We start from the raw sequence: 25,145 nt of genomic DNA on the forward strand, positions 1-25,145 counted from the left end.
TCTGAGCGCCAGCCAATGCTGGGCGCTCAGGATTGGCTTCAAGAATTAGTCAATGGCCAGTTGGTAAACCGTGGTGGTGCCGGAAACTTCGTTCCCTACCGCGATATAGTGCTGGCCGATCCGTGAGAAGTAAGTGATAGACTCCGGCCCTAAATCTCCCGCCTTCGGATTATAAGTGGCGTTGGCACAATCACCATCCTGATCAACTTGGCTACAAACTGGCTGGTTAAAGTCGCGATTATTCACAAAATCCAACAGCACTGGTGCCGCAGGTTTGGAAATGTCGTAAGCGGCGACGCCCCCTTGACGCTCTAGACCGATAAAGGCAATGGTTGCGCCGTTGATCTTGGCAACGGTGATGGCTTCGGGCTCGACGCCCTTGTCATCCGAGCGGTCATCGTTGCTTTGATTGTCGTTGCTGGCGTTCCAGTGCTGTGGACTGTTGGCTAAGTCTGATAATTGGTTGCCACTATCGAAGATCCGGTTTGCGGCTAAGTCAAAAATCGAAAAAGAGCGGGCACCAAAGGTATAGATCAAGTCGTTCGGTCCGATGTTTTTATTGTCGGCGACCACCTTGATTCGACCAATGGATTTTTTGTTGGCGATGGTGCCTTTTTTGCCATATCTTGCCTGATCCATTAGCGGGTGCTTGGGATCGACGTTCAGTTTGTAGCCACGAGTTTCGTCGCTATAGGAAATACAATCATCGATATGATGCTGGTATTGCTCGGCATTCTGATGTTTGCCACCCTCTTTATAGTCATCGCCATCCCATTGGTGTCCCGCTTGTTCACATTGTTGCTGGGTGGTGGGGTAAATATACTCTCGGCCATCGCCTTCGTTGGCGGTAATCAGGTAATCCTGACCATCGATGTTAAAGCTGGCAATGGAGTCTGGCATATAATAGCCCACCAACTGCGGGTAGCTGGCTTGGCTAAATTGTTGGTCTTTGTTGCTGAGATCGAGTTTTGCGCCATCGCCCCCCGCTGCAACACTGGCCCAGCTTTTTACCCCTAGCCCCTTAATCGACTCGATCTGCGCACTGGCGATATCGATGATGGCAATGGCATTGTTCTCCTGCAAGGCCACAAGCGCTTTCCCATGTTCTGTTAAAGCAATGTATTCCGGCTCAAGATCTTGCGCGACACTGGCACCAAAGGGACTCGGCAAGCGGACATCTTTGAGTTCGCCATGCCGTGCCTGACCTTGGTTAAATGCGCTAAAGCGTACTTGATGGATTTGCGCTTGTTGGTCGCCAAACCCGTTCGCTAGATCAACGATGGTTACCGAACCTTCAGGATCTTGAGAATAATCTCCATTGGGCTCGCCTTCGTTGGCGCTAAGCAGATAACGGCTATCGACTGTCATGGTGACCATGTCTGGCAGAGCGCCAGCGGGGTAAGTATTTATCAGGCTTAAATCATCGGAGCGATAGAGCGCGATAATGCCGTTTTGCTGCTTGTTTTGGTTTTGAATGGCGACCGCCACAATGCCGTTTTTTGCCACCACGCTATTGGCATCGCCGATGGCGATCCCGGCTTTTTGGGCGGCGGCTTGTAAGTTAATTTTACCGTCTTTACTGGGCGCACTTTGTTCCGCAGATAAGCGCAATACATCAATACTCTGATCTTTGGCATTCACTACATAGAGCTTATCGCGACAGCTGTCATAGGAGACGATTTCTGCCGACGAGCTGGCAAACTCACTGCCGGAAAAGTGACTGCCGACGCGCTTCATTTTTAAGCTGTTTAGACCTTGTTTTTGGATCAAAGCTGCTTCTGTGAGGCAGTTTATGTCTAGGTCTTGGATGCTTTGAATGGCACTTGCCTGAGCGGTTTGAATAGAAAAACTTGCACCGACCAGCAAGGCTAAGCTGCTGTAAATCCGTATCGTGTGGTTTGCTTCCATGTTGATCTCGAGTATTTATGAAAACCCTTAGCATAGGACAGCAATGTGGCAGTTTTGTGTCTCTGGCTCAGTGATGATACGGATACCGCTTTAAGCGGAACTCTGGGATCATCAATTTGACAGGCGTCGGGCGGGCTGGCCAGCCAAGGCAGACTCGTTGGCGATGAACTTAGCCACCGAGCGTCCCAGAGTTTGCGGATAGTAAGGCGATGGCATGGGCGTTAACTGGCCTTGAAGGTCGCTGCTATACCCGCGTTAACTTACTGAGATGGTGTTGTGATGCATCCTTCCTTGCTTGAATTACTTGACGCGGGTAATGCTGATTGAATGCTGTTGACAAAACACTTGCAGTATCGCGCCCGGCCTTAGTTGTTCGATTTGAGATTGATGCACAGCATCAAAACCGCGCTGTTGCCAGCTACGTTGCTTCAGTTCGGCTTCGCCCAGTGGATAAATATCTTGCTGGCTGAGGCTATCATGTCGCGAAATGATCCAGACACGTTGTTGCTCCACCATGACACTGGTGAAGGCTTGTTTGAGTTTCCAGCCAAGGCGTTTGAGCATTTGAGGCTCCTTAAAAATAAACGTCAGTTATACCATAGCCGGATCTTGAAAAACCAATGCCTTCTTTGAGTGCGGGTGTGAGCTCTTAGATCGAACACTCACTCGAGGATTGCCTCCACACCTCCGACCAGATACAATTGTTTTTAACAAAATATTAACAAGGCGTGTGGTATGCATATTGATAGACTCTTGGCCGAAATTGCCGAGCGAGTCCCGCAGGGCAAGACACTTACGATATCGAGTTGCTGGACTCAAGGGCGAACCGTATTTGGTGGGCTTTCCGCCGCACTATTGTCTGATGCGATGCAAACTCTCGTGAGTGATTCGCAACGACTATTACGCTCTCTCAGCACCAGTTTTGTTGGCCCCTTATTGGCTGATATGCCTTTTTCGATAGAACTTGAATTACTTCGTACAGGAAACAACGCTAGCCACATCAATGCCAGAATCGTTCAAGCAGGGCAGGTGGCGGTGACTCAACAAGCTAGTTTCGCTCTGCCTCGCAACTCTCGACTGGTGGTAAACTCTCAAATGGGTCACCAGTTGTCGTTGCCTGAGCGTTTAGCGATTTTACCAGATGTAGAGGGGCTGATCCCTCGTTATATGCAGCATATTGATTTGGCGCTTGCCGCGGGTGGCTTACCTTATAGCGCCAGTCAGGATTCCCATTTACATGGTTGGATGCGCTTTAAACAGCCGCCTCGAGCCTTCAGTGACGCCCATCTGATTTGTTTAGTGGATGCCTGGCCACCAGCCGTGATTCAGATGATGAAACAACGCGCTCCCGCCAGTTCCATGACTTGGAATCTGGAGTTTGTTCATCCACAGCGCACGGTTGCCGCAAGTGATTGGTTAGCTTATCAGGCCCAGACTCGCCAAGCTGCCGATGGGTATGCGCATTGTGAAGCCAATATTTGGGATCGAGATGGCGAACTGCTCGCCATTAGCCGCCAAATGGTGACGGTATTTGATTAGTCGACAGGGGCTGCAGGCTACCTCCGGCTACCCAACTATATTTATGCATGAAGGGCGTAAATGGCATGATCAACGATTCGCCCATTTAGATTTTCTGCATTAGAAATAACCCCTTCTAGTTTCAGACCTAAACGTTCACAGACGGCTCTACTCGCCAAATTCTCTGTAGCGGCGGATATTTCAACTTTATGCATTTGTAATTCATCAAATGCAATGTCTATCAGTTTTTTACAAACACGAGTCATAATTCCATTGCCTTGAGCGGATTCTATAAGCCAATAACCAATGTCGACTTTTTTTAATTCGTGATTAATCGTGTTGAAGGAGACATTACCAACGAGTATTTCATTGTAAAATACGCCACAGACCATTGATTTCCCATCGGCGTAATCATGAAGAGATTTTTGGATAAACGAAGCAAAGTCCTGCTCCGTTTTACAGTGTGGAGGCCACACTAACCACTGCTCAAGATAGGGTAAATTTTCTTGGGCCAATTGAGCGTATATTGGAGCAAAAGACTTTTGAACCAATGACAACTTAATATCATTATCTACTTTTAAACTGAACAAGAGTCACTCCTTAAATATCAGAGACGGCCTTTTTGATGCGCTAGTGTATGTCCCGCAGCGGCATGAATGCAGTGAAAAACCTTTGCAGGAGGCTCACCGTGTAATGATTAAACGCGAAGGACTCGCGAATGGCAAGGGCATTACCGTGAGGGAATGCCAGAAGAAAGCCAAAGGTTTTTTTATCTAAAGAGAGGGCGTTCAGAATCCTGTGTCAGCTAATTTTTCCTAGATACCTCCGGCTACCCGATTATGTATGCTTAAAAACTATCATCGAGCCAAAAAATTACGGGACTTGTATTGTAGATAGAGGTGAATAATCAATAGCTTTCAGAACTCGACCTGTTGCCTGAAGAACTGGTTCTCCTATATCAAGATCCATCTTTTTCTTAATATCTATCCACTCTTGATCTGCTAGAAATGCTTTCCATTGACGTTCCATAGTTTCAGTATTCGACCAATCAAGAATATAGACGAACTCCATCTCGGATTCAGCACCTACTTCCCACATGCCAACAATATTAAATTTATATTTTTTCATAATACGCATAGCATGATTCTTAAATCTATCGTGAAACGCCTCACGCTTTTCAGGATTAACTTTGTAAATTCTTAGTTGATACATGTTGAACTCCTTCGAAAACATAATGCTTCAAGAAGGGCGCCGCTTTTCGGCGTCCCACTTGCTTGATTTGTGTACGCCCCGCATGGGCATAAACTAATGAGGTGAAAGTCCTCTGCAGGAAGGTTAGCGTGTTAATAACACTTTGATTATTAAACGCTAAGAACTCGCGAATGGCAAGGGCATTACCGTGAGGGAATGCCTGAAGAAAGCCAAAGGTTTTTTATCTAAAGAGAGGGCGAGCTAATGAAAAACATCTTATGCGGCATAGGCAGGAGGCGAGTTGGCACAAGACAACGAAGCCAAGCTATCTAACGGTCACCGTAAATGATGCAGCAGTGTGCGAGAAAAGAGAAAGTGCATGTTCTACTTCTTATAAACAAAGAGTGGGGAGGTCTGCTTAACCAGCGAACGTTTAACTCACTCGTTTTATATCCGACCGGACTTAGGAACGGTGGCGCCAAAACAGAAGCCATCACTGGGGTACAAAGGGGCTAATCGACCGTTGTATCTTAAACACTTTCAGGAAACGCCCTGTGCGGGGCCGCATACGGGGGCTTGAGGTTACCGGCTACCCGATGAGTCCTTTTTAAAACATTGACCATGCATCTAGGCCAAGACTCTCGATACAGGGAACAAGTACATCAGCTAAGAACTCTTTCTCTTCAGTATCTAAGTCATCCCAAGGTAAATCATCTACCAGATCGTTTACATCCGAAAACCTTTGCTCTGCATCTTCAACTAAAATGCCAACTGATTTCAACTTATCAAGGAAACAGATAGTAGTTTCATTTAATAGCTTAACGACTTCAGGAACTGAAATGTTTAACCCTCGTGATTCCCATGCTTCAAGGGAATAATTGTCAGTCGCTTTAGCTTTAGTAATAATTTGTTCAAAATTGCTCATTAAACATTCCCTTTAGAGCGCCTATACTTGTTAGCACTAAACTCTTTTCAGAGGCAAGTGCGGTGGTTCTGGGAGTTCAACAGTAATTTGGTCTTCAAGTTTGACTATCCCACCTTTTATCACCGTAGCCATAATGCCGGCTTTCCTTATCAAGTTTCCCTCAGCATCTTTATCCAAAACTGCTTTAGTTAATCCTTTTTGATAGTTATCGAGTTGTGCACAAGGGTTTCTTAAACCAGTGACTCGAAGAACAACATTTTCACCTAGCTTGAGTACTGTGTTCGTTGGGAGAGAAAGGAGTTCTAGGCCTTCGGTTAGAACATTTTCACCAATGGTACCAGCTTCAATTTCAAAACCTTTATCTCTTAGTTCTACAAAAAGTTCAGAATGGAGCAAGTGAACTTGACGAAGGTTTGGTTGTGATGGGTCAGCTTTGACACGCGACCTATGTTTAACAGTCTTGCCGCAATGAGCATCCCCTTCTATTCCCATCCCTTTAAGAAAGCATAATGATTCATATGTTTTCTTGGAGAAATTATGTCCTTCATCTTTTGATAGTGATACTACTTTCATAACATCATCCTTTTGCTGGCTCGTATTGTTAGAATTTTGATTACACAAATTTGCACATTCCCAAACCAAGTCGGTTACCATTCTTTACTGAATAACCATATTTTGCATAGGACTCTTCTTTACCTTTTGCTGACAGCAAACCTATTGTTGCCCCGACTCACATGCTAAATTCAAGTATTTTTCTATGAGGCTCATTATTTCAGATCCAAGGCCTTGTCTCCGGTATTCTGGTTGTACGGTAACATCCTGAATATAAAGTACATTTCTCCATCATCAACAACACGACCTGTAGTTATGAGTTCACCTGAACTATAAATGATTGCCCAAAATAATGAGTTATTAATACTATTGAAAATGACTTTTTCTGAAGGAGTCGCCCACCCAATTTATTCCCGTATTTTCAGAAATTCTTGAGCTGTAGGCGCACTTTCTTTCTTCATATAAATTCCAATATACCACCAAAATAGTTCTGTGAATTTCAATATATTATTAGTTTTTGAGATTTTTTATTGATAAGCTTTATTTTTTCTAGTTTAATAGATTTTATTTTTAATAAGGTGGAATTCGTGAGCGTAGACTCTCTAATCTCAACCAAACTCAAAAGGTTACGTAAGAGACAAAACTTAACGCTAGACTCCTTAGCGGAGCGAAGTGGCATTAGTCGATCAATGATTTCGTTGATTGAACGTGGTCAATCAAGTCCAACCGCAACGGTACTAAACAAATTGGCTGATGCCTTGGGGATCTCTCTTCCAGAACTGTTTTCTGATGACTCAGAAAAGGCCAGCAATGACTCTCTATCGGTGTCTAATTTGGAGACGCAAAAAACCTGGCGAGATCCAGAGTCTGGTTACATTCGCCGTCAACTTACGCCGAAAAATTCCTCTTCACCAGTTGAATTAACCGAAATTATTTTTCCTCCAAAGCAAAGCGTTACTTTCGAAAACATGCTCAGACATATCGAAATACATCAGCAGGTATGGGTGATCTCGGGCGAGATTGAAATATATGATGATGATTCAACATGGCATCTCAAAGAAGGCGATTGTTTAGCATTTCAACAAAAGGAACACACCACATACTTCAACCCTAATAACACAGAAGCCAGGTATTTAATTACACTTACCAGCCTCCCGCTTTCAAGGAGAACAAATGATGGAATATAAGGTTATAACCTGTACATATGAAAAGCATGCACGAAGCATCCTAGATATATTTAATGATGCTATTGAAACATCTACAGCTTTGTACGAGTACGAAAAACTCTCAATGGAAAGTATGATTGGATGGTTTGAAACCAAAATAAACGGTGCATATCCAGTCTTTGGATTGGAATCTCTAAATGGTGAATTGATGGCATTTGCTAGCTACGGTTCTTTTAGAATGCGGCCTGCTTATAAATACTCGATTGAACATTCTATTTATGTTCATAAGGATTTCCGCGGTAATGGCCTAGGCCGAATTCTACTTGAATTGCTCATCAAATCAGCAAAAGAAAATAATTATCACGCCATCATTGGCGGTATAGATGCTGATAACCTCGGCAGTATCGCTTTACATAAAAAACATGGGTTTCAGCATGTAGGAACTCTACCTGAAGTCGGATTCAAGTTTGGCCGTTGGCTGAATTTAGTTTTTTATCAACTCGTATTAGATACCCCAACATCACCAACTGAAAAATAGAGAGTAACTATTACATAGGAGATGCTCCATGCAATCTTATACCACTTTATTTATCTTGATCGCAGCAGGTATCTCTTTGGTGATTCAAAATATCATTATGGTTAGAATTACTGATAAGGTATCTACAGTAACCATTACGTTATTACTGAATTCAATCAGTGGTCTATTTATATTGCTGATTATTCTGTGTATAAAAAATGGAATGGCAGGTATTTATGAAGCAGTACGGCATATCAGCCCAATGTCTTTACTTCCTGGGGTTTTAGGCTCATTTTTCGTATTTTCAAGCATCTTTGGCTACAAACATGTCGGTGTGGCAACAACAATAGCAGTATTAGTTGGCAGTCAATTAATATTCGGCATCATCGCCGATAGCTTCTATACTTCTTTGCCATCAAAGCACAATATAAGCACTATTGTTGGTGCGCTGTTACTTATAGCTGGCGTAGTTTTGATTGTTCAATCCAAAAAATAATCCGCATATAAATTTAGATATATGCGCAATGAATAAAGCCAGCCACCGTAAAACGTTACTAACGGTTAGGCGGCTATTTTGATGCGCTGTGTACGCCCAGCATGGGCGTCAACGAGCTGAAAGTTACCTATAGGAAGTTTAGCGTTTTGTTATTAAACGCTAAGGGCTCGCGAATGACAGGCGCATTATCGAATGCTTACCTAGCATCTCAATGTGCTTCGAGATGGATGGATTAAGTTTTGCTACTCGAAGTGAGACGCCTAGTGCGGAACCGTATGCAGGGTATCGTGGGGCTAGAGGCTCGTGAACTCTCGCTGCCCGATTATGCCTCTTCTGACGTGTCGATTAAATCTTTTAGTTCTGCACCCAAAGCTTTACAGCGTTCATTTGACCATCCCCTCGATAAATGACTTACTGGGTAAACTATTGATTGTACGCCGTGTATGATCACTTTATTCGGACGATTTTGCTCTAGAGTACTTTGCGTTAGATTTTCAAAATAAGTCTTCACTTCCTTTCCGTGAACTAGCAGATACTTAGGCTTAATTGTTGAAAGTAGAAAACTAAACGTAGATGGATCCATTGACTCTTTTTTCAACTCATTAGCTCGAGTCGTCGCTGTGATATATAAGTTTGTTTCTAAAGTCTGTTCAGGAAGTAGCGCACCCGTTATAAGCTCAATACAGCTCCTAGTCCGACTAACCTTCAGACGCCTAGTCTTACCTTCCTTCAAAGGTTTTTCTGCACGTTCCTTAACGTAAGTATCGAACCTGGCCTTTTTATCAAACCCATAATCCTTACTCCAAAAATTCCAGAACTGGGCCTTCATCTCTGTGGCTGCATTAAACCCTACTATAAACACCTTACACTCCAGTGGATTGCCAGTGCATACAAACGGACGCGGATTCTGTATTTCAGCTAAACGGACCTTAAGCTGACTATCAAAATCCAGAAGTTTCATCATTTCTCCTTGCTCCTGAGGCATAACGCCCAATTAAGGTGTGACCACGCTATAACATCAAACTAAACCATTGTACTGTAGAAAATTCAAATTGGAGTGAAATCGCCACGCGTTGCGAGTCACTCTCAAATCTTTACAAATATGAATGGCTTCGACATGTGCTGGCTTGTCAGCGAGCACATATTGCGGCGTTTATTAGCCTGAAAGGCAAGCCTTCGAGCTTGCTTGTCTTTATAATGCTGAGCTTGATACATAGATAAGGCCGATTTGCTTGATGCGAGATAACAAGAAAGCTCATCCAAGGGTGAAAAGCCAGCTTCATCCGCGCAATCAACACCGCCAGCGTTATGATTTTGTCGCATTAATTAAAACTTGCCCAGAGCTCAAGGCCTTTGTTGCGCGAAATGCCTACCAAGATCTGTCCATCGATTTCTTTAATCCTCAAGCGGTACGCTGTTTAAACAAGGCCTTGTTAAAGCATTTCTACCATATTGAGGGCTGGCAAATTCCCAAGCACAACCTTTGTCCGCCAATTCCCGGACGCGTTGATTATATCCATTATCTTGCTGATCTGCTCGGGCAGAGTCAGGGGGGAGATATTCCGCGAGGTGCCGGTGTGCGCTGTTTAGATGTTGGCGTGGGGGCGAATTGTGTTTACCCCTTGGTAGGTAGTGCGGAATATGGCTGGTCGTTTGTGGGGAGTGATATCGAAGCCGCCTCATTGCAATCGGCGCGGTTGATTGTGGATGCAAACCCGCATTTAGTGTCGCAAATAGAATTACGTTTGCAGCGCCAACCTGCTGCTATTTTTAAGGGGATGATTCAAGCCGATGAGCGTTTTGCTTTGACCTTATGTAACCCGCCTTTTCATCGTTCGGCGGCAGAGGCTCGCAGTGGTAGCCAGCGTAAGCAAAGCAACCTGAAGGCGCGTGGTAAATATCAACAAAGTTTGAATTTTGGTGGTCAAAGTAACGAGCTTTGGTGTGATGGCGGGGAGCTGAAATTTATTCAAAACATGCTGGTAGAGAGCCAACTTTTTGCAGAGCAATGCTTGTGGTTTACCAGCCTAGTCTCTAAAGAGTCCAACCTAAAAGGCATTTATCAAACGTTAGAACGATTAAAGCCGGCGCAAGTGAAGACCATCAAGATGGGTCAAGGTAATAAAATTAGTCGTTTTGTGGCTTGGAGCTTTATTTCACCCGCACAACACCGCCACTGGTTGAGCAACCCGCGCTGAGTCGATTATTTACTAGCGTAAAACGGTATGGATATTCCATCCTTCGACGAACTAAGGTATAAGGGCGCTATGAAAATACCCAAACGAATACAGCCTTTAGTTGATGATGGTCTGGTCGACGAAGTGCAAAGTCAGTTAATGAGCGGCAAAGAGGCCTCTGTGTACGTAGTACGCTGTGGGAATGAGATCCGCTGTGCCAAAGTTTATAAAGAAGCCAGCCAACGCAGCTTTAAGCAAGCGGTCGCTTATCGTGAAGGACGTAAGGTGCGCAATAGTCGACGTGCCCGGGCGATGGAAAAAGGCTCAGGATTTGGTCGTGAGCAGCAAGAAAAAGTCTGGCAAAGCGCCGAAGTGGATGCGCTTTACAAGCTTGCTGCGGCGGACGTTCGGGTGCCTGAACCCTATGGCTGCTTTGACGGGGTATTGCTGATGGAGTTGGTGACCGATGACGAGGGCTATGTTGCGCCGCGTTTGAATGATGTGATGATGTCGGCGGAGCAAGCCGTAGAAGATCACGAAATGATGATGCGCTATGTGGTGCGCATGTTATGTGTGGGTTTGATCCATGGTGATTTGTCGGAGTTTAATGTGCTGGTGGATCAGTATGGTCCGGTGATTATCGATCTCCCTCAAGCGGTGGATGCCGCCGCCAATAATAATGCAGAGTGGATGCTGGCGCGGGATATCAACAATATGCGTGATTATTATGGTCAATATGCGCCAGAGCTATTAAAGACCGAGTACGCGAAAGAAATCTGGGCACTTTTTGAAAAAGGTGAATTAGCTGCTGAAACCGAGTTGACTGGCCAGTTTACCCAAGAGGATACGGTGGCCGACCTTGCCGCAATTATGCAAGAAATTGACTCGGCTCGAGAAGAAGAGCTGCGTCGCCGCGAACGGATTAACGAAGCCAAGAATGGTGTAGACGAGAGTAAATATAACTGGGCCGACGACGATTAAAGAAGTGGTAATTCATCATCTTTTTAAATTGCTTAGATACTTTCGTGTTAGCTGGATGAAGTTCAGAAATCATCCGGTCACATTATGGGTAAAGCAAAAAGCAACATAGCTAACTGGAAATCATACAACAAAGCATTCACCCAGAGAGGTGCATTCTTATTTAGGCAATAACGCTTCGTCACTCAGCAGTTCGAAAAATAATATAATGAGAAACTGTTAAGTGTCTCGAAACTAGGGGCTTACCAGAGACTTCGGTTTCTTTTGTTAATGAGGTTCAAATGAAAAAATTAATCTTGGTTCTAGCGATGCTCGTCAATGTTGGCGGATGCCAAGCAGAGCAATCTGACTGAATTTGCAAGCAAACATGGTGTTCAAGTGGAGTTCTTGGAAGTTGAAACAAACATGGAGCAATTTAGAGAACTAGGTCTTCGAGCTACACCTTCAATCTTCATTGGAAACGAACTCATCGATTTAGGCAAGTTCAGTTCTTATGAAGAGTTGAACCACTACATTGTGGAAAATGTGAAATAAAAAAGCTTTAGAATAACTATGACATGACACTCAGGGCAATCCCGCTAATAGAAGGGGCTCGGACAGTTTTTTATTTGAATGCTTAAACCAGAAAGGCTTCCTCTTCCACAAATAAGACGAAATTCCTCCGATACTAAGGGACTGGCCGGCAGGGCTCGTGACAGACTCTGGTAAAGGATAATCCTTTTAAAACATACCCCTATAGTAAGAGCGCGATGAAAGATCCCTAACCGTCACTCTTTACTGCAAGCGACTGCCAGCGCTGGATTTCACGCGCTACAAAATCCGCAAAGCAAGTTGGTTTTCGCCCGGTCAGCGTCTCGACATTATCTGTTACTTTATCTTCCGAACCTCGTGCAATAGCCGCATCCATACTCGCCATTATTTGGGCGTAGTTTTGATCCATGCCTTGTTGTTGAAAGCGCTCTACCAGTTGAGCGCTCGTCAAATTAATATGGGACACGGGATAATCAAGCGCCTCATTCAAGGTATTCGCGACATCACCATAGGTCATGGCGTCGGGCCCTGTTAGAATAAAATCGTTGTTCCATGCGGTTTCCGCAACCAATGCCGCTACGGCCACTTCGGCAATGTCTTGTGCATCGATAAAGCCCACTCGTCCCATGCCCGTGGCCGAATAAATCGCCTGTTCATCACAAATGGTTGGCAAATGCTGTTGCTCAGAAAAATTCTGCATAAACCAAGTTGGTCGCAACACTGCCCATTCTGGCGCATGCTTAATCAACCAGGCATGAACCTCGCCCATCATTGGTCCTCCAGCTTGTAAAGACGACGCACTCAGTAATACAAACCGTTGCACGCCCTGCACAATGGCTTGCTCCAGAATAGGCAGCATCAAGGTGCCATGCTCACTGGAGTTGGTTGGCGCAACAATGTAAAGCGCTCGAGTGTCTTTGAAGGCGGCCGTTGCCAACTCAGCTTGCATCCAGTCAAATGCCACCTCATTCGGCTGTTGAGGAGAACGAGTCGCGATGCGATGCGATACACCAAGATTAGTCAGTTTTTCGACGACATAACGGCCTGTTTTTCCTTTACCGCCTAATACCAATACATTAGTTGCCATGGCCACCTCCGCTTAGCATTTTATTTATTTGTGCAGCGCCCCCAAAAGCATTCATCACAACCAGCGGGTTCCAATAATCTCGGTATCGACTAATGAGACCATCTTTAAGGTCAATCACCGACACATAATCTTGGTCATAACGAGCATTTTCATTATCAGCATGTCCTTTACAAGAGAATTCCAATACGGCATTTTGACCATCGGTCGACAGAATAGAACGATGCAGCGACATGGATTCAACAGTTAATAGCCCCGCTACTTTTTGTAGATAAGCCGTAAATGCCGTCTTTCCTTCAACACTGTGGATACCGTCAGGCAGAGCGTAAGGAAACTCAAATAAAATATCTTCGCTCAGCATATCAAGCAGTGTTTCGGCGTTTGGCGCTAACGCCTCCCCCAAGCCTTCTCTTAAAAGAGCTGACAAACTCGAAAAACCGTCGCTACTATTCGCCATATTACTTTACCTTTTTTGGTTGAAACGCTATCGTATCAACCAAAATTATGAGCGATTTAAGAATGGAACGCAAGCGTATCGACGAAAAAAGTGATACCCATAAAAACAATAAACGAAAGCCTTCTGGCGCTGCCGTAATGCGAACAGACTTAACCGAAGCTTTGTTTGTTTCCTTATTTGAAGAATGGGCTCTGAATGGCTACACCGGCACTAGTCTTGAAAAAGTAGCAAAGCGTATCGGTGCAGGTAAAGCGGCGATTTATAGGCGCTGGCCATCGAAGTTTGCCTTCGCTTCTGAGGCCATTAAAACCGCTACCGTTGCGCTGACCGATGTAAAAGATCACGGCTCTTTGGAAGCTGATGTACACGCCTATTTGCTGATGTTCCGTCGCAGTTTACGTCATCGCTTAGTACGAAGAATCTTGCCAGATCTATACGCCGAGCGGCTGCGCTCTGGTGAGCTAGCCCCATTGATTGAAGGGTTATCCGACTTTCGTCGGCAATTGGGTCATCAGTTATTAGACAGGGCCATTACCCGTGGTGAAATCACCGAAAGCATCGACAGGGAAATGGTATTAGACATGCTGCCAGCTGCGCTGTATTGGCGCATGATTATCAGCGGAAAAAACATGACTCGCAAAGACATAGATCGCCAAACTATCGCGTTAATGGCCAGTATAAAAGCGCTGAGCCAGCTCTAACGGTCATTCACTTAAAGAAGGGGCCGGAAACTTAGAACAGTGGCGCTTGGGCTTTCGGTATCGAAGCTAAGCAAGACTATGAGCCGCAAATTTCGATGGGGACAGTCCCGTGTGCTTGCTAAAAGCGGAACTAAAAGCACTGGCAGATTTGTAGCCTATTCGTTCCGCAATATCTGCCATCGTGTGAGAATGACTCCGCAACAGACCTTTGGCAATAGCCATTCGCCATGCAATAACGTATTCCATTGGTGTAAATCCTACCGCATTGTGAAACCGTTTGAAAAAAACCGAACGAGACAATGCGGCTTCTTTTGCTAGCTGAGCAACGGTCCATGATTGGCTCACATCTTGGTGTATTTTTCGGATCGCGACGGCTAGTCGCTCATCGGCCAATCCAACTAATAAACCGGGAACATTCGGCGTATCCATCTTGGTTCGAAATGTTTCAATTAAAAGGACTTCTAATAAACGAGCCAACACATATTCTCTGCCTGGGCGCTGTGCTCGAGATTCCTCTATAACTAGCTCAACCAGTGCCGTTAGTCTTGCTGCTTTACGAATATGGACAAGTTTTGGCAGAAGTGCGAGTAGAATTGTTGAGTCGCGCGTAGCAAACTTACAATGCCCCACTAATACATGTGCATTTAATGAACTGTCTTGTTCTCCAACCCAATACACGTTGGGAGAAATTTCGACTGGTACCGAGTGTTTTTCATTGTGCGGGGGAGAATCGAGACTGCTAAAAGTAAAACTATTCGATTCTGGAATGAGAACAAAATCTCCAGCGACTAAGTTAATCGGTGCTTCGCCATCAGGTGAGAACTCACAGCTTCCATCTAGGACCACACAGTAAAACGGGTCGCTAACATCTTCACGCCTAATTCGCCATAACCCTGCCGCCTGCACCACTTTAGAAAAGCTCGCCCGGGGTTGCAAAAGTGACACGATATTGGAGAGAGGGTCCATCATAAATACCATAGATAATGAATTGTGTACTTTACGTTATGTATCATGCCATCGCCAGCCTATAAAGTTAACAGATTCATCACCTGAGGAATCTTTATGAAAACGATCTTAATCACAGGGGCATCATCTGGCTTTGGCCTTGAAACTGCAAAATACTTTCTTGCAAAAGGTTGGAAAGTTATCGCTACCATGCGTAACCCTGCAGACAACAGTTTGCCAGAGTCTGGGCAACTAAGCATATTGCCGCTGGACGTTACTAACATGGAGAGCATCAAAAGTTTAGTGTATTCGGTAGATTATATTGATGTACTTGTTAACAATGCGGGTGTCGGTATGCTTGCAGCGTTGGAAGGCACCTCAGATGAAGTGATTCAAACTCTGTTTACAACCAATACACTTGGCTATATCAATATGGTTAAGGCCTTCTTGCCTCAGTTTCGGCAACAGAAATCGGGTGTGATTATTAATGTTTCTTCCGCTGTCACGCTAAAAGCGTTGCCTTTACTTTCGGTTTATACAGCGAGTAAAGCGGCGATAAATGCTTTTACTGAGTCCTTAGCTATTGAATTAGAGCCCTTTAATATTCGAATGAACTTGGTGATACCAGGCCAGGCTCCCGCTACACGGTTTGGCGCGAATGCAAAAGCTCGCATGGAAAATGCTTTCCCAGAACCCTACCTGGATTTAGCCAATAAAATGTTTTTGAATAGGCCAAAACAAGCAAAAGTGACCCGTTCACAAGATGTCGCTGAAGCAATCTGGCAAGCTGCCACCGATGACAAAAGTCCGATGTGGATTGTTGCTGGAGAGGATGCGAAAGCAATGGTATTAAGCGACTAATACGTATTTTCCACATGGTTTTGCAACGCATTTAGCTTAGTCAACCTGAACTCGGGATAAAAAGAAGGGAACTAAAAGCTGGTTCTGCGATCAGATCTTTCGACCAAGAGAGAACCATCGCAAAGGAACCAGCTATGCATAAATTAGTGGACTTATTTTGTCATGTCGATGACTTTTGTAAGGCTTTTCTACCTCAGTGGCAAAAACTTCAGCTTGAAAGCGGCGAACGTAAGCGCAACCGCAAAGGTCGAATGTCCGAAAGCGAAATCATGACAATAATTATCGCTTTCCATATGTCTCATCAGCGTGATTTCAAAAACTTTTACCTTGGAATCGTACGCCGTCACTACAAGAGTGATTTTCCCACACGACTCAGTTACACACGGTTTCTTGAAGTAATGTCTTCTGTGCTCGTGCCATTGAGCTCCTTTTTTACTCATGTTAAAGGAGAGCCGACAGGCATTGAGTTTATTGACTCTACGAGTATTAAGGTCTGCCACAATTTACGCATTCCAAGGCATAAGGTTTTCAAAGGAACTGCGGCAAGAGGTAAAGGTACAATGGGCTGGTTCTATGGATTTAAGCTTCACATCATTACCAACCATCTCGGCGATATCGTTGCAGCCAAACTTACACCTGCAAATACCGATGATAGAAAGCCTGTTCGGGAACTATCCAAAGGCCTTTTCGACAAGCTGTATGCTGACAAAGGCTATATCAGTAAAGCACTTACCGAAGATTTAAAAGAGGACGGAATCACCCTGATTACGACCCACCGTAAGAACATGAAACCGAAAGTACTTGCCGCTTGGGATAGAGCGATGCTGTCAAAAAGGTTCATTATCGAAACCATTAATGACCAACTGAAAAACATCTCTCAGATAGAGCATTCCCGCCATCGGAGCCTGCATGGATTTATGTTGAACTTACTTGGAGGACTAATCGCATACAGTCTGAAACCAGAAAAACCATCGCTAAACATCACGAGCACTGAAAAAACAGGGTTGATGGCGATGGTTTAAACCGATCTGAGGTTAGTCACGTTATTTCTTCTAAATACGAATGGCTGAAGTGAGCATCGGCGCGGCTACTCGGGTGGGTGCTTATATCTTTGATGCTATTGGCGTTTGGCTGGCGGTCTAGTTATCTTAAACGTATTAGCTCATTTATCGATTAGGCGACTTAAGCCAGCTAAAAAGCAGACTTAAGTTTTGTCATCGCGACGTAGCAATGTGAACACTGCGTCTTATTTATATAGCCCCAACTTTGATTATGAATTGGGGATATTTTTTCATCTATAAACTATCGGGTTTATTAATCATAACTTAAACATAAATTTATAAGACTGGTAATTTTTGATGCGTAGTTGATTCTTCAAACGCAGCCGCCATACCTAAAAGTTTCCCATCCTTGAAACGCTTACCAAGGAAGCTTAAGCCAACAGGGAAATTATTTGAAAATCCGGCTGGTACACTTATCACGGGTCTTCCGGTAAAGTTCGCCCAACCACAATGAGTACCTAGCTGATTAGGGTCAATCAAAGTTTCTGGATCTTCAACTTCAGCAGGTGGTAAAGAGACGGTAGGGTAAATAAGCGCATCTAGACCATATTCTTTGTAAATTTTATCAACACCTTTCGAAAACTTCACTCGACTCTCGACAGCTTCATTAAAGGTTTTAGGATCAAGCGGTTTGTTATCACTGTAGCTTAACCAGTCTTTAGTAATCGCATTCATTTTCGGGCTTTTCGCAATAAGGTCACCGTAGTTCAATACGTCAAAAGGTTCTGTTTGCTCTTTAAGTCCTTTTGGTATTTTAGCTTCGGTTCTTACGAAATAATCTTCTTTGCCGGTGGCATCCCAGTAAGAACCGGAACCGTATTCTGTCCACCAATCAGATGAAATATGAATAGCTTGTATAATAGCGCCTTGAGCGCGAAGTTCATCAAGTGCTTTCTGCATTGTCGCAGAGATCTCGGGTGTGATAGCTATCTCTGCTGTCCATCCACCGAAAGGAGCAACAACATAGCCGAGTACTTTCCCTTTCAAAGATTTATTATCGTTTAGACTATGTACCAAAGTCTCTGTCAACGCATGACCGTGAGTTAGGGCATCTTTTTGATCTTCACCAGCCATAACATCAACAACAGTTGCAGCATCAATTACGTTTTTTGCTAGCGGGCCTATGGTATCGCCAAGAGTGTTATAGTCCATTCCTGTGGTAGGAACTATACCGGGAGATGGGCGATATCCAACGAGCGAGGTGAATGATGCTACATCTGTAATCGACCCACACGACTCAGTACCAAGAGCCACTGGTGCATAACCGGCAACAACAGAAGCAGCAGAACCACCGCTTGAACCATTAATATTTTTTGTACGATCTTGAGGATTATATGTTCTTCCGCCCGCACTCGATAAGGTATCCCAAAACATAGCAAATTCAGCCATATTTGTTTTACCCATTATCAATGCACCTGCTTTGATAAGCCTATCAACCGCCACAGCGTTATGGGCAGGCTGATACTCTTTTAATGCTTCATTACCATGACTGGTTGGCATGTTAGATGTATTAATATTGTCTTTAACAAAAATTGGGACTCCAGCAAGTGAAAGACTCGATTTATCGTTGAGTTTATCTAGCGCCTTTGCTTCTTCAATCACATCGGGGTTTTGTGTGAGAATAGCATTAAAGCCTTTCTTGGAGCTTTCAATTTTGTCGATTCGAGCCATGTATGCTTGTACTAATTCAACAGCAGTAACTTTTTTATGTTTGATGTCATTAATGATTTCTGTCACGGTGTAGTTTTCTACATTTTCGACGGCATAAACATTTCCTCCAAATAGAATTGCAGCTATCGCTATGCCAAGTGCTTGCTTCCTCATGTTCATTACTCCTTAAAATGAAATTGACAAGCTTTAAAGGCATCTTCTGTGCCATACAAGACATTAGGATCAAAACAGAATAAATAGCATCCTAAATGATTATGTTTTATGCAATTATTTGATCTTATTGGTGCGTGCGGCCCTTTTTTAGTGCACTGAAATATTTAACCGATCGATTTATCATTATTTTCAAGGGCGTGGATAATTGGTGTTATTAAATAATTGGATTGCTGGAATACTATTAAAAATAGAGTAAATAAAATATACGTCAACCTGATAAAGGCCATGTATACATATTCGATTAATTAAGTATAAGAGTGACTTTGGGAATGATTAAAAGTGAATATTATAAATTACTTCGAGGCATGTCCATATTAGCTCAGCGACGCGAATACGCCATTGCCTAATGCAATACAGATAAACCCTACAAATTTAATGGGCCCAAATAAAAGATCATATTTTAATATGCTTACTATCAGAATATTGCAGAAATAGATTCTTCATTACTGATGTGTCGAATCGCTTCAGCGAGCATTGGCTGCGTCACTCAGGTGGGTGCTTAATAATAACGGCAAAAAATATTTGGACGAGTAAATCGATTTGGGCGGAAAAGGATTTAGCTCAAATCTAAGCTGCCAAAACACCCTAGAAATTGGGAAACTGTCAGCTCAGCTCAGCTCAGCTCTGAGCTACTACACCCTATTCTTGCCCCGAATATAGGGCTATTTTAGTGAGCCAATGGCTTGAATTACAGCCCCAATCCCATGGTGATTAATCCCCTCATTTACCACTCGATCGAGTGCTTCAAGGTGGTTAAATGAAAAGTTGGGTAATTCTTTTATTAACGTTTCTTTTGAAATCATCATTGAAGCTACTGGAGGACCACCCGTTTTATATGCTAGCTGCTCAGGTCTATAACCCTCTAGTAAAAAAACACCAGAAGGTTTAATTGCTAATTCAATTTTCCTATATAAATTTTGCCTGAGTGTTGGTGGTAGGTGACAGTATATAGAGACAATACCGTCCCATTTACTTTCTCCAAGATCAAATGTTGCTAAATCGGCACAAATAGTTTCAATCACTACGTTATTTTCTTTAGCCAGCCTTTCCAATTTTTTAATGGCTACACTAGATATGTCTACCGCTGTTACCGAATATCCTAATTTGGCAAGAAAAACTGCATTTCTTCCTTCACCTTCAGCAAGTAATAACACTTTTCCTTTGGGGATTGCATCGTAATGACTTTTAAGAAAGTCATTCGGCAATTTCCCATAAACATATTCTTCTGTATCGTATATTTGATCCCACATATTAAATTCTCTATTTATGAAGCAAGTTTCGTTTACTTATATGCTAACAACTTCTCATAAGGAAAATTAACCTTGTTAGAACAAGATAATCTCACCCCTTTCTCCCATTGATTGTTTAACACCATATCACTCCTTTTTAGCAATTTCAGCACGATAGAACACAACTTGATAATCGAGTCATAAACGAAGGATGCGATGGCTGGTGGCAACAAGGAATGCCATGAACACAGTTTGCAATGACCGCTTTTTATGCCTTAAGCGATGGAAAAACTAGGGGATGAGTCCTGTTATTCGGCGCACTTTTGGATTTGTTTGATTAACCATTGCAGGCTGTCTTGGCTGTCATACAGTTGGTGAGTGAAGATGCTCAGCGATAAATTGGGTAGGTCGGCGGGCAGTTGCACGATTCGAACTGGCAGCATTGTGGCAAGCTCCTGGGCGATTTGCAACGGCACACACATTAGGTAATGGGTGTTGGCAATCACCTTGGCGCCGGCGGCGTAACTTTGGATGGTGGTGGCAATCTGACGAGCCTGATGTTGTTTGAGTAACCAACGGTCGATGGGATCGGCACCGGAATTGATTAAGGGCAGGTGAACCTGAGGTGTTTGCACAAAAGTCTTTAGATTGAACTGTTCGGGGAAGCGACTCTGCTGCGCCACCAAGCCAACATAGGGGTCGCTCAGCCAGGGATAACGGCGATAATAACGCGGCATATCTTGCAGCTCGTCGACGCCTAAGATGAGATCGATACGGCCCTGCTCAATGCGTTCCATCTGGGTGTTTTCCGAAAGAATATCAATCGCGATCCGGATGTTCGGTGCATTGCTCTCCAGCATTTGAGTGAGTCGTGGTAGCGCAAAAAATTCGAAGTAATCAATGGCGCTGATATAAAAAGTTTTGGCATCCCGTTGCGGATCAAATGGCTTCATTTGATCGAAGGCCGTATCAATCGCCCTCAAGCCTTTTTGGATATTGGGCATCAGTGATAAGGCGAGTGGGGTGGGCTCCATGCCGCTTTGGGTTTTAATAAACAGTGGGTTGTTAAAGCGCTTGCGTAATTTTGCCAGCACGTGACTGGCGGCCGATTGGCTCATATACAGTTTCTGGGCGGCTTTGGATAAGTTGCGTTCTCGGTGTAGTACCACCAATAGGCGAAGTTGATTAATGTCGATATCCATCGTTATCGAACTCTCTCATATAGAAATGAAAAAAATGCATTTTTATTATAACCAAATCAAGTAGACAATGTGTCTCTGTTTTAAGCACTGAGGTTGGATAGTTGATGAGAAAGGTAAGCGTCGCCGCAACACAAATGTCTTGTTCCTGGCAAGTGAACGATAATATGGATAAAGCCGAGCGTTTAGTTCGCCAGGCCGCCGCGCAGGGCGCACAAATTATCTTGTTACAAGAGCTGTTTGAAACCCCTTATTTTTGTATCGAGATCCAAGAATCACATTTGGGTCTGGCCTCCGAGCTTGAAGATAATCTGGCCTTTCAGCGTTTAACCGCGCTCGCTAAAGAGTTACAGGTGGTATTGCCTTTTAGTTGGTTTGAAAGCGCCGGCAACGTGCGTTTTAACTCGGTGGCCATGATCGATGCCGACGGCAGTTTGCTTGGTATTTATCGCAAAACCCATATTCCAGACAGTGATGGATATTTGGAAAAGTACTATTTTAGCCCGGGAGATACAGGCTTTAAGGTCTGGCACACTCGCTACGCAAAAATCGGGGTGGGGATTTGCTGGGATCAGTGGTTTCCAGAAACCGCGAGAAGTTTAGCGCTGCAAGGGGCTGAACTGCTCTTATTTCCTACCGCAATTGGCAGTGAACCCAGCCAACCAGAGATGGATTCGCAAAGCCATTGGCAACGGGTGATGCAGGGCCACGCTGCGGCCAACCAAGTTCCGGTGATTGCATCGAATCGAATTGGTCGCGAGCAAGCGACATCACGCGATTTAGCACTGACTTTCTATGGCTCTTCGTTTATTGCCGACGAGACTGGCGAAATTGTCGTTAAGGCCGATCGTGAAACTGAAACGGTGTTGGTGCATCAGTTTGATCTGGATGCTATTGCATTTCAGCGCAGCGCCTGGGGCTTGTTTAGAGATCGTCGTCCCGAGCAGTATCCACATCTACTTACCCTTGATGGTCGCTTAAACAAATAATTTTAAATGGTGATGCTCCCTTGATTGGCTGTTGGTCAATCTGTGGGGAGATGGCAAGCCAAGCAATGAGGGAGCTATATATGAGTCAACAGCGAAAAACGCTGCCAGCGGAAGATGGTTTTAGCATGCCCGGTGAACACCAGCCACATAGTGAGGTGTGGATGTCATGGCCGATGCGACCAGACAATTGGCGGATGGGCGCAAAGTATGCGCAGCAAGCTTTTGTTGCGGTGGCCAGCGCTATCGCCCGGCGAACGCCAGTGGTGATGTTGGTGAATCACGCCCAATATGCCAATGCGAGAATGCAACTACCAGCGCAGATTAAAGTGGTTGAAATGTCTTATAACGATTGCTGGATGCGTGACATGGGGGCAACCTATTTACTCAATCAAGCGCAGCAGCGTCGCGGAGTGAGTTGGCAATTTAATGCTTGGGGCGGCTTAGTCGATGGGCTGTACTTCCCTTGGGATCTCGACAATGCTGTGGCTGAGAAAATGTTGAACCTCACTGAGGATGATATCTATTGCGCACCTTTTATTTTGGAAGGTGGTTCGATCCACAGTGATGGCGAGGGCACCTTATATACGACCGAAGAGTGCCTACTTCATCCCAGCCGTAATCCGGGATTGTCTAAGCGACAAATCGAAACTCACTTACAGAATTATCTTGGGATTGACAAGGTGATTTGGCTGCCACAAGGTTTATATGACGATGAGACGAATGGCCATGTGGATAACATTATGCATGTGGTTAAGCCGGGAGAAGTGGTGCTTACCTGCTGTGATGACCCCAGTGACCCGCAATATGCCATCAGCAAGAAGGCCTATCAGGTTTTAAGCAGCCAAAGCGATGCCAAGGGACGAGCGATTAAGGTACATCAGCTGCCGATGCCCGGTCCCCTTTATATGAGTGAGCAAGAAGCTGAAGGGATCGAGCCAAGTGCCGGGATGAAACGTCAGGCGGGAGAGCGCTTGGGGGCGTCTTATGCAAACTTTCTGATTAGTAATGGTCAGGTGATCTTTCCGCTGTTGGATGAACGCACCGATCAGCAGGCTCGGGATGTATTGCAACAGGCCTTCCCTGAACATCAGCTGATTGGCGTCGAGGCCCGCGAAATAGTGTTGGGCGGCGGTAATATTCACTGCATTACTCAACAAATTCCGCGCTCAAAGTCGCTTGCAGGGTGAGCGCTTTGCCAGGCCACTGTGCTAAGGCAGTGGCTCACGACTCTAACCTCTAGTTTTGCGCTAAAAAGAATTGATAGGCGGCATTGTCGGTTTCATCTTTGTAGTCAAAACCGAGTTGTGCCAGATGCTGGGTAAAGGCTGCGGTATCGCGGTCTTGTAATTCGAAGCCGGCCAATACCCGTCCGTAAGCGGAGCCGTGATTACGGTAGTGGAACAGGGTAATGTTCCAATGGTTGCCCAGCGTTTGTAAAAACTTGAGCAAGGCACCGGGTTGTTCGGGAAACTCAAAGCTAAATAGCCGCTCGTTTAATACCTTGCCGGGTTTGCCTCCCACCATATAACGCACATGCTGTTTAGCAAGTTCATCGTCGCTGAGATTGGTCACCGCATAGCCGCTGGCACTCAGGCTATCGAGCAGTGCCGGCAATTCCTGTTCGCTATTACTAACCCGAATACCAACAAAAATGCTGGCTTGTTGCTCATTGGCATAGCGGTAGTTAAATTCGGTAATGGCTCGGCCCCCGAGGTGTTCCACAAACTCGAGGTAAGCGCCCTGGCGTTCGGGAATATTCACCGCCATTACCGCTTCTTTTTTCTCACCCAGCTCGGTGCGCTCCGAGACATAACGCAGGTTATGAAAATTAACGTTTGCCCCAGATAAAATCGCCGCCAAGCGCTGGCCTTGTAAATTGTGTTGCTGGGCATAGGCTTTTAAACCCGCCAGCGCCAGTGCGCCGGAAGGTTCTGAAATGGCCCGGGTATCTTCAAAGATGTCTTTGACTGCCGCACAAATTTCATCGGAATTGACGGTGATCACTTCATCCAGATAGCGCTGGCAGAGCCGGAAGGTTTCTGTGCCAATCAGCTTGACCGCGACCCCATCGGCAAATAGTCCCACGCGTTCCAGCGGGGTCGGTTTGCCTGCGGCCAGTGCGGCGCTTAAACAGGCCGAGTCTTGCGCTTCTACCCCAATAATCTTGATCTGTGGCATCAGCTGTTTGATATATACCGCCACCCCTGCGGCGATGCCGCCGCCGCCTACCGGCACAAATATCGCGTTGAGGTGCATGTCTTGTTCCAGTAGCTCTTTGCCAATGGTGCCTTGTCCGGCGATTACATCCACATCATCGAAGGGCGGGATCAGGGTATAGCCGCGTTCCGCGGCGAGCTGTTTACTGTAGAGGCTGGCTTCGTCGAAACTGTCCCCGATCAAACGTACATCGGCACCCATGGCGCGCACCGAGTCTATTTTGATTTCTGGGGTGGTGGTGGGCATCACGATGATCGCATTAATATTGAGCCGTTGCGCCGACATTGCTACGCCCTGAGCATGGTTACCGGCCGAGGCGGCAATCACCCCGCGCTGGCGCTGAGCCTCGCTTAATTGGGCGATTTTATTGTAGGCGCCGCGTAACTTAAAAGAGTGCACCGATTGGCGGTCTTCGCGTTTCAACAGAATTTGGTTGCCCAGTCGCTTGGATAATTTGGGGAGTTCTTGTAAGGGCGTTACCTGAGCGATTTCATAAACTGGGGAGAGTAAGATCCGGCGAAGGTAATCGTTGGCACTGGGTAAGGTTTGAGACATGGTG

27 protein-coding genes are annotated in these 25,145 nt (G+C 45.0%); 12 read left to right on the forward strand and 15 right to left on the reverse strand.

The window, feature by feature from the left end; translation table 11 throughout:
* Positions 1-45: 45 nt before the first annotated feature.
* Positions 46-1,908: a choice-of-anchor I family protein gene (locus ACRRSW_RS01795; protein WP_432460716.1), complete on the reverse strand. Its 1,863-nt coding sequence runs from the start codon at positions 1,906-1,908 to the stop codon at positions 46-48.
* 300 nt (positions 1,909-2,208) lie between these two features.
* Positions 2,209-2,472: a hypothetical protein gene (locus ACRRSW_RS01800; protein WP_432454900.1), complete on the reverse strand. Its 264-nt coding sequence runs from the start codon at positions 2,470-2,472 to the stop codon at positions 2,209-2,211.
* 171 nt (positions 2,473-2,643) lie between these two features.
* Here ACRRSW_RS01800 and ACRRSW_RS01805 point away from each other — a divergent pair, with 171 nt between their 5' ends.
* On the forward strand, positions 2,644-3,447 hold the full coding sequence (locus tag ACRRSW_RS01805) for an acyl-CoA thioesterase (protein ID WP_432460717.1): 804 nt from the start codon (positions 2,644-2,646) through the stop codon (positions 3,445-3,447).
* A 41-nt stretch (positions 3,448-3,488) separates the two neighbouring features.
* Here ACRRSW_RS01805 and ACRRSW_RS01810 read toward each other — a convergent pair whose 3' ends face one another.
* From ACRRSW_RS01810 to ACRRSW_RS01830, 5 genes are all read right to left on the reverse strand, one after another.
* A complete protein-coding gene (locus tag ACRRSW_RS01810) occupies positions 3,489-4,016 on the reverse strand; it encodes a GNAT family N-acetyltransferase (protein ID WP_432460718.1) in 528 nt (175 codons plus the stop codon).
* Between the two features lie 283 nt (positions 4,017-4,299).
* Complete coding sequence (locus ACRRSW_RS01815; RefSeq protein ID WP_432460719.1) at positions 4,300-4,638, reverse strand: NIPSNAP family protein; 339 nt, start codon at positions 4,636-4,638, stop codon at positions 4,300-4,302.
* A 586-nt stretch (positions 4,639-5,224) separates the two neighbouring features.
* Entirely contained in the window at positions 5,225-5,542 is a 318-nt protein-coding gene (locus ACRRSW_RS01820) for a hypothetical protein (protein ID WP_432460720.1), read from the reverse strand.
* 36 nt (positions 5,543-5,578) lie between these two features.
* A complete protein-coding gene (locus tag ACRRSW_RS01825; RefSeq protein ID WP_432454894.1) occupies positions 5,579-6,115 on the reverse strand; it encodes an MOSC domain-containing protein in 537 nt (178 codons plus the stop codon).
* Positions 6,116-6,256: 141 nt separating this feature from the next.
* A complete protein-coding gene (locus tag ACRRSW_RS01830) occupies positions 6,257-6,367 on the reverse strand; it encodes a GNAT family N-acetyltransferase (protein WP_432461089.1) in 111 nt (36 codons plus the stop codon).
* A gap of 314 nt (positions 6,368-6,681) precedes the next feature.
* Between ACRRSW_RS01830 and ACRRSW_RS01835 the strand changes: the two genes are divergently transcribed.
* From ACRRSW_RS01835 to ACRRSW_RS01845, 3 genes are read left to right on the forward strand one after another with little or no spacing between them, the layout of a single operon-like run.
* Complete coding sequence (locus tag ACRRSW_RS01835; RefSeq protein ID WP_432454893.1) at positions 6,682-7,281, forward strand: helix-turn-helix domain-containing protein; 600 nt, start codon at positions 6,682-6,684, stop codon at positions 7,279-7,281.
* Entirely contained in the window at positions 7,268-7,798 is a 531-nt protein-coding gene (locus tag ACRRSW_RS01840) for a GNAT family N-acetyltransferase (protein WP_432454892.1), read from the forward strand. The genes ACRRSW_RS01835 and ACRRSW_RS01840 overlap by 14 nt, the downstream gene beginning before the upstream one ends.
* Positions 7,799-7,826: 28 nt before the next feature.
* Positions 7,827-8,273, forward strand: a complete 447-nt coding sequence (locus ACRRSW_RS01845) for a DMT family transporter (protein WP_432454890.1) — start codon at positions 7,827-7,829, stop codon at positions 8,271-8,273.
* A gap of 322 nt (positions 8,274-8,595) precedes the next feature.
* On the opposite strand, the gene ACRRSW_RS01850 is transcribed toward ACRRSW_RS01845, so the two are convergent.
* Complete coding sequence (locus ACRRSW_RS01850; protein ID WP_432460721.1) at positions 8,596-9,237, reverse strand: hypothetical protein; 642 nt, start codon at positions 9,235-9,237, stop codon at positions 8,596-8,598.
* A gap of 271 nt (positions 9,238-9,508) precedes the next feature.
* Between ACRRSW_RS01850 and rlmF the strand changes: the two genes are divergently transcribed.
* From rlmF to ACRRSW_RS01865, 3 genes are all read left to right on the forward strand, one after another.
* Entirely contained in the window at positions 9,509-10,471 is a 963-nt protein-coding gene (gene rlmF, locus ACRRSW_RS01855) for a 23S rRNA (adenine(1618)-N(6))-methyltransferase RlmF (RefSeq protein WP_432454887.1), read from the forward strand.
* 69 nt (positions 10,472-10,540) lie between these two features.
* Positions 10,541-11,431 carry a PA4780 family RIO1-like protein kinase gene (locus ACRRSW_RS01860; protein ID WP_432454886.1) on the forward strand — a complete coding sequence of 297 codons (891 nt, stop codon included), beginning with the start codon at positions 10,541-10,543 and terminating at the stop codon, positions 11,429-11,431.
* Between the two features lie 315 nt (positions 11,432-11,746).
* On the forward strand, positions 11,747-11,962 hold the full coding sequence (locus ACRRSW_RS01865) for a DsbA family protein (protein ID WP_432454885.1): 216 nt from the start codon (positions 11,747-11,749) through the stop codon (positions 11,960-11,962).
* Between the two features lie 226 nt (positions 11,963-12,188).
* Here ACRRSW_RS01865 and ACRRSW_RS01870 read toward each other — a convergent pair whose 3' ends face one another.
* Positions 12,189-13,046, reverse strand: coding sequence for an ergot alkaloid biosynthesis protein (locus tag ACRRSW_RS01870; protein WP_432460722.1), 858 nt, complete (start codon positions 13,044-13,046; stop codon positions 12,189-12,191).
* Positions 13,036-13,500 (reverse strand): nuclear transport factor 2 family protein, encoded by a 465-nt coding sequence (locus tag ACRRSW_RS01875; RefSeq protein WP_432454883.1) that lies wholly within the window; start codon positions 13,498-13,500, stop codon positions 13,036-13,038. The genes ACRRSW_RS01870 and ACRRSW_RS01875 overlap by 11 nt, the downstream gene beginning before the upstream one ends.
* Before the next feature lie 62 nt (positions 13,501-13,562).
* On the opposite strand from ACRRSW_RS01875, the gene ACRRSW_RS01880 reads away from it, so the two are divergent.
* A complete protein-coding gene (locus tag ACRRSW_RS01880) occupies positions 13,563-14,201 on the forward strand; it encodes a TetR/AcrR family transcriptional regulator (RefSeq protein ID WP_432454882.1) in 639 nt (212 codons plus the stop codon).
* Positions 14,202-14,267: 66 nt separating this feature from the next.
* Here ACRRSW_RS01880 and ACRRSW_RS01885 read toward each other — a convergent pair whose 3' ends face one another.
* Complete coding sequence (locus tag ACRRSW_RS01885; RefSeq protein WP_432460723.1) at positions 14,268-15,170, reverse strand: AraC family transcriptional regulator; 903 nt, start codon at positions 15,168-15,170, stop codon at positions 14,268-14,270.
* A gap of 93 nt (positions 15,171-15,263) precedes the next feature.
* On the opposite strand from ACRRSW_RS01885, the gene ACRRSW_RS01890 reads away from it, so the two are divergent.
* On the forward strand, positions 15,264-16,007 hold the full coding sequence (locus ACRRSW_RS01890) for an SDR family oxidoreductase (protein ID WP_432454880.1): 744 nt from the start codon (positions 15,264-15,266) through the stop codon (positions 16,005-16,007).
* Positions 16,008-16,141: 134 nt separating this feature from the next.
* Positions 16,142-17,029, forward strand: a complete 888-nt coding sequence (locus ACRRSW_RS01895) for an IS982 family transposase (protein ID WP_432460724.1) — start codon at positions 16,142-16,144, stop codon at positions 17,027-17,029.
* A 315-nt stretch (positions 17,030-17,344) separates the two neighbouring features.
* Here the strand turns inward: ACRRSW_RS01895 and ACRRSW_RS01900 are convergent, their stop codons facing one another.
* The 3 genes from ACRRSW_RS01900 to ACRRSW_RS01910 all read right to left on the reverse strand — a co-directional run bounded on the left by ACRRSW_RS01900 (position 17,345) and on the right by ACRRSW_RS01910 (position 21,383).
* Positions 17,345-18,892, reverse strand: coding sequence for an amidase (locus ACRRSW_RS01900; RefSeq protein ID WP_432460725.1), 1,548 nt, complete (start codon positions 18,890-18,892; stop codon positions 17,345-17,347).
* Positions 18,893-19,614: 722 nt separating this feature from the next.
* Positions 19,615-20,202, reverse strand: a complete 588-nt coding sequence (locus tag ACRRSW_RS01905; RefSeq protein WP_432460726.1) for a class I SAM-dependent methyltransferase — start codon at positions 20,200-20,202, stop codon at positions 19,615-19,617.
* Positions 20,203-20,489: 287 nt separating this feature from the next.
* The gene (locus tag ACRRSW_RS01910; protein ID WP_432460727.1) at positions 20,490-21,383 is read right to left on the reverse strand and encodes a LysR family transcriptional regulator; all 894 of its coding nucleotides are present in this window, start codon (positions 21,381-21,383) and stop codon (positions 20,490-20,492) included.
* Positions 21,384-21,487: 104 nt separating this feature from the next.
* Between ACRRSW_RS01910 and aguB the strand changes: the two genes are divergently transcribed.
* Together aguB and aguA are read left to right on the forward strand one after the other, a co-directional pair.
* The gene (gene aguB, locus ACRRSW_RS01915) at positions 21,488-22,369 is read left to right on the forward strand and encodes an N-carbamoylputrescine amidase (protein ID WP_432460728.1); all 882 of its coding nucleotides are present in this window, start codon (positions 21,488-21,490) and stop codon (positions 22,367-22,369) included.
* Positions 22,370-22,449: 80 nt separating this feature from the next.
* Positions 22,450-23,556: an agmatine deiminase gene (gene aguA / locus ACRRSW_RS01920; protein WP_432460729.1), complete on the forward strand. Its 1,107-nt coding sequence runs from the start codon at positions 22,450-22,452 to the stop codon at positions 23,554-23,556.
* A gap of 49 nt (positions 23,557-23,605) precedes the next feature.
* Here aguA and ilvA read toward each other — a convergent pair whose 3' ends face one another.
* Positions 23,606-25,141, reverse strand: coding sequence for a threonine ammonia-lyase, biosynthetic (gene ilvA, locus ACRRSW_RS01925; RefSeq protein WP_432460730.1), 1,536 nt, complete (start codon positions 25,139-25,141; stop codon positions 23,606-23,608).
* Between the last annotated feature and the right edge of the window lie 4 nt (positions 25,142-25,145).

This window comes from Agarivorans sp. QJM3NY_25, from assembly GCF_050870875.2.
In the GTDB taxonomy this organism is placed as follows: Bacteria; Pseudomonadota; Gammaproteobacteria; order Enterobacterales; family Celerinatantimonadaceae; genus Agarivorans.

Excerpts from the sequence above, each read along its gene's own strand:
- ACRRSW_RS01795 (WP_432460716.1), bottom strand. The coding sequence starts at position 1,908 with ATGGAAGCAAACCACACGATACGGATTTACAGCAGCTTAGCCTTGCTG.
- ACRRSW_RS01800 (WP_432454900.1), bottom strand. The coding sequence starts at position 2,472 with ATGCTCAAACGCCTTGGCTGGAAACTCAAACAAGCCTTCACCAGTGTC.
- ACRRSW_RS01805 (WP_432460717.1), top strand. The coding sequence starts at position 2,644 with ATGCATATTGATAGACTCTTGGCCGAAATTGCCGAGCGAGTCCCGCAG.
- ACRRSW_RS01815 (WP_432460719.1), bottom strand. The coding sequence starts at position 4,638 with ATGTATCAACTAAGAATTTACAAAGTTAATCCTGAAAAGCGTGAGGCG.
- ACRRSW_RS01820 (WP_432460720.1), bottom strand. The coding sequence starts at position 5,542 with ATGAGCAATTTTGAACAAATTATTACTAAAGCTAAAGCGACTGACAAT.
- ACRRSW_RS01825 (WP_432454894.1), bottom strand. The coding sequence starts at position 6,115 with ATGAAAGTAGTATCACTATCAAAAGATGAAGGACATAATTTCTCCAAG.
- ACRRSW_RS01840 (WP_432454892.1), top strand. The coding sequence starts at position 7,268 with ATGATGGAATATAAGGTTATAACCTGTACATATGAAAAGCATGCACGA.
- ACRRSW_RS01845 (WP_432454890.1), top strand. The coding sequence starts at position 7,827 with ATGCAATCTTATACCACTTTATTTATCTTGATCGCAGCAGGTATCTCT.
- ACRRSW_RS01850 (WP_432460721.1), bottom strand. The coding sequence starts at position 9,237 with ATGATGAAACTTCTGGATTTTGATAGTCAGCTTAAGGTCCGTTTAGCT.
- rlmF (WP_432454887.1), top strand. The coding sequence starts at position 9,509 with ATGCGAGATAACAAGAAAGCTCATCCAAGGGTGAAAAGCCAGCTTCAT.
- ACRRSW_RS01860 (WP_432454886.1), top strand. The coding sequence starts at position 10,541 with ATGAAAATACCCAAACGAATACAGCCTTTAGTTGATGATGGTCTGGTC.
- ACRRSW_RS01865 (WP_432454885.1), top strand. The coding sequence starts at position 11,747 with ATGTTGGCGGATGCCAAGCAGAGCAATCTGACTGAATTTGCAAGCAAA.
- ACRRSW_RS01870 (WP_432460722.1), bottom strand. The coding sequence starts at position 13,046 with ATGGCAACTAATGTATTGGTATTAGGCGGTAAAGGAAAAACAGGCCGT.
- ACRRSW_RS01875 (WP_432454883.1), bottom strand. The coding sequence starts at position 13,500 with ATGGCGAATAGTAGCGACGGTTTTTCGAGTTTGTCAGCTCTTTTAAGA.
- ACRRSW_RS01880 (WP_432454882.1), top strand. The coding sequence starts at position 13,563 with ATGGAACGCAAGCGTATCGACGAAAAAAGTGATACCCATAAAAACAAT.
- ACRRSW_RS01885 (WP_432460723.1), bottom strand. The coding sequence starts at position 15,170 with ATGATGGACCCTCTCTCCAATATCGTGTCACTTTTGCAACCCCGGGCG.
- ACRRSW_RS01890 (WP_432454880.1), top strand. The coding sequence starts at position 15,264 with ATGAAAACGATCTTAATCACAGGGGCATCATCTGGCTTTGGCCTTGAA.
- ACRRSW_RS01895 (WP_432460724.1), top strand. The coding sequence starts at position 16,142 with ATGCATAAATTAGTGGACTTATTTTGTCATGTCGATGACTTTTGTAAG.
- ACRRSW_RS01900 (WP_432460725.1), bottom strand. The coding sequence starts at position 18,892 with ATGAGGAAGCAAGCACTTGGCATAGCGATAGCTGCAATTCTATTTGGA.
- ACRRSW_RS01905 (WP_432460726.1), bottom strand. The coding sequence starts at position 20,202 with ATGTGGGATCAAATATACGATACAGAAGAATATGTTTATGGGAAATTG.
- ACRRSW_RS01910 (WP_432460727.1), bottom strand. The coding sequence starts at position 21,383 with ATGGATATCGACATTAATCAACTTCGCCTATTGGTGGTACTACACCGA.
- aguB (WP_432460728.1), top strand. The coding sequence starts at position 21,488 with ATGAGAAAGGTAAGCGTCGCCGCAACACAAATGTCTTGTTCCTGGCAA.
- aguA (WP_432460729.1), top strand. The coding sequence starts at position 22,450 with ATGAGTCAACAGCGAAAAACGCTGCCAGCGGAAGATGGTTTTAGCATG.
- ilvA (WP_432460730.1), bottom strand. The coding sequence starts at position 25,141 with ATGTCTCAAACCTTACCCAGTGCCAACGATTACCTTCGCCGGATCTTA.